Raw genomic sequence first — 3103 nt, 5'->3', positions numbered from 1 at the left:
CCTATGATTCGGCCGACGTGGTGGTGGTCAACACCTGTGGCTTCATCGATTCGGCGGTGACCGAATCGCTGGATGCCATCGGCGAGGCGATGAACCAGAACGGCAAGGTCATCGTCACCGGCTGTCTGGGCAAGCGCCCGGAGCAGATCCGCGAGGCGTACCCGAACGTGCTGGCGGTGTCCGGGCCGCAGGATTACCAGAGCGTGATGSARGCRGTGCATGCGGCGCTGCCGCCCAAGCACGACCCGTTCGTGGATCTGGTGCCGGACTACGGCATCAAGCTGACCCCGCGCCACTACGCATACCTGAAGATTTCCGAAGGCTGCAACCACCACTGCAGCTTCTGCATCATTCCGTCGATGCGCGGCAAGCTGGTCTCGCGTCCCGTGGACGAGGTGCTGCGCGAAGCCGAGCGCCTGGTGCGCGGCGGTGTGCGCGAACTGCTGGTGGTTTCGCAGGACACCTCTGCCTACGGCGTGGATGTGAAGTACGCCGAGAAGATGTGGCGCGACAAGGCCTACCAGACCCGCCTGAAGGCGCTGTGCGAAGGCCTGTCCGAACTGGATGCGTGGGTGCGCATGCACTACGTCTATCCGTATCCGCACGTCGATGACGTGGTGCCGCTGATGGCCGAGAACCGGATCCTGCCGTATCTGGACATCCCGTTCCAGCACGCCAGCCCGCGCATCCTGCGCCTGATGAAGCGCCCCGGCGCGGTCGAGAAGACCCTGGAGCGGGTGCAGAACTGGCGCCGCATCGCACCGGACATCACCGTGCGTTCGACCTTCATCGTCGGTTTCCCGGGCGAGACCGAGGCCGAGTTCGAAGAGCTGCTGTCCTTCCTGGACGAAGCGCAGCTGGACCGCGTCGGTGCGTTCGCCTACTCACCGGTGGAGGGCGCTACGGCCAACAACCTGCCGGACCCGGTGCCGGAAGAAGTGAAGCAGGAACGACYGGCGCGCTTCATGGAGAACCAGGCGCAGATTTCGGCTTCGCGTCTGGAAGCCAAGATCGGCACGGTGCAGCAATGCCTGGTCGATGCCATCGAAGGCGATATCGCGGTGGCCCGTTCCAAGGCCGATGCGCCGGAGATCGACGGCCTGGTGCATATCCAGAACGCAGACCAGGTGGCGTTGCGCGTGGGTGAGTTCGTCGACGTGGAAATCACCGAGAGCGACGAGCACGATCTCTACGGCGACGCACTGCCGCCGACCACGCGCCCGGCATTCGACCTCAAGGTGCTGTGACCGGGGCGGAGGCTGCTGATGGCGGCCCCCGCCGCTTCGTGCCGCCGCTGCGTGCGGCGGTGGACAGGGCTGCCTTCGATCATCCGCTGTTTGCCGGTATCGCCGGGTTCGGTGATCTGCTGACGGCAGCGGACTGGCCACGCGTGGTCGATCTGGACGCGCGCCTGGCGCTGCCGGGCAAGCGCGTTGTTGAACAGGATGCGGCGTTGCTGGCCGACGGCCTGCACTACGAAACGCGCATTGCCGAAGGGCGCATCGCAACCCGCGCGGGCAACTGGCACGACCTGTTCAACGCCCTGGTCTGGGCACGCTACCTGCCGATCAAGTGCRCACTCAACGCGCAGCAATGCCGGCACATCGAGGGCATGGCCGCAGGACAGCGCAACCGCGCGCAGGCCGCGCTGACCCAGTTCGATGAAACCGGCGTGGTGGTACGCGTGCGCGACCCGGCATTGCTTGCAGCCTGGGATGCTCACCAGTGGCGCGTGCTGTTCCAGCCGATCCATTGGCAGTCAGGACGGATCGCCATCGCCGCGGTATTCGGTCATGCCTTGATGGAACAGGCGCTGCTGCCGGGCCGGCTGCTGGTCGGCAAATGCGTGGTGCTGCAGGGCGATGACGATGCGGGCTGCATCGACACGGTCGCGCGCGCCATCGAGGAGGGCAGGGTGCTGCTCGATCCCTTGGAACTGCGTCCGCTGCCATTGGCGGGTATTCCCGGCTGGCACACCGACCAGGCGCCAGCCTTTTACGCGAACGACGATTACTTCCGTCCGCTGCGCGAAGGGCGCCGCTATCCGCCGCCGCTTCTGTAGAACCGGGCCCATGCCCGGCTGAGCGCCGCTGCCCGCCACAGGCTCAGCCGTTGGCCGCGGTCTCGTACTCCACACCGATCACCGCAAAGGTGTGGTTGCCACTGGGTAGTTCCACTGAAAACTCATCATCCAGGCGCTTCTTCAACAAGGCCCGCGCCAAGGGCGAATCGATGCTGATCCAGCCCAGCCCCGCATCGGTCTCATCCGGCCCGACGATGCGGTAGCGGCTGGTCTGCCCGCTGTCCACGTTCTCCAGCTCAACCCACGCACCGAAGAACACGGCTTGCGGATCAGTCGGCGTGGTGTCGACCACGCGCAGCGATTCCAGGCGCTTGGTCAGGTAGCGCACGCGACGATCGATCTCGCCCAGCTGCTTCTTGCGGTAGGTGTATTCGGCATTCTCCGAGCGATCGCCTTCGGCCGCGGCCGCCGCCAGTGCCTTGACCACCTCGGGTCGACGCACCCGCCACAACTCATCCAGCTCGGTTTTCAGGCGTGCATGGCCGGCGGCGGTGATCAGCGCGGTGCTCTTTTCTGCGGGGGGACGCCAACGCGACATGTAATGCGGATTCTCGTGCGGAATGAAACAACTACGGCGCGCCGTCGCCGGCGCGCCGCAAAGGAACTGCCGGGGGCTCTCAGCGCTTGCCGCCGAAGATGCCACCGAGGATGCCGCGCACGATCTGGTTGCCCAGCTTGGTGCCGACCGTACGCGTGGTCTGCTTGGCCATCGTCTCGATCATGCCCTGGCGGCGCTTGGTACCGAAAATGGCGTCCTTGATCGACTGCCCGAAACCGCCTTCCTGCGCCTCGTCCTGCTCACGGCTGCGTGCGGCCGGCGCATCGGTTTTCTCGACGGCCTTCTGCGCGCGCTGCGCCAGCAGTTCGGCTGCCGATTCGCGGTTGACGGCAGTGTCGTAGCGCGTGCCGACCGGGCTGCCGGCACGCACCTGCGTACGTTCGGTGTCGGTGACCGGTCCCATGCGGCAGCGGGGTGGCGCGATCATCGTCTGCTGCACCGGCATCGGCACGCCCTTGTCC

General features: G+C 66.1%; 4 protein-coding genes. 2 read left to right on the top strand and 2 right to left on the bottom strand.

Annotated features, from left to right (window positions below):
* Together rimO and AC1VAN_RS16585 are read left to right on the top strand one after the other, a co-directional pair.
* The coding region (gene rimO / locus AC1VAN_RS16590) for a 30S ribosomal protein S12 methylthiotransferase RimO (protein WP_480986224.1) at positions 1–1247 on the top strand (1247 nt) is incomplete at its 5' end.
* A complete protein-coding gene (locus tag AC1VAN_RS16585) occupies positions 1244–2062 on the top strand; it encodes a DUF3025 domain-containing protein (protein WP_480986223.1) in 819 nt (272 codons plus the stop codon). The genes rimO and AC1VAN_RS16585, both read left to right, overlap by 4 nt.
* 43 nt (positions 2063–2105) lie before the next feature.
* On the opposite strand, the gene greB is transcribed toward AC1VAN_RS16585, so the two are convergent.
* Together greB and AC1VAN_RS16575 are read right to left on the bottom strand one after the other, a co-directional pair.
* On the bottom strand, positions 2106–2621 hold the full coding sequence (greB, locus tag AC1VAN_RS16580; RefSeq protein ID WP_032975018.1) for a transcription elongation factor GreB: 516 nt from the start codon (positions 2619–2621) through the stop codon (positions 2106–2108).
* A 79-nt stretch (positions 2622–2700) separates the two neighbouring features.
* The coding region (locus AC1VAN_RS16575) for a helicase HerA-like domain-containing protein (protein WP_480986222.1) at positions 2701–3103 on the bottom strand (403 nt) is incomplete at its 5' end.

It is taken from the genome of Stenotrophomonas sp. 05L44_2 (assembly GCF_056665995.1).
Note: the sequence above shows the minus strand (reverse complement) of the source record. Positions and strands in the feature narration are given on the sequence as shown.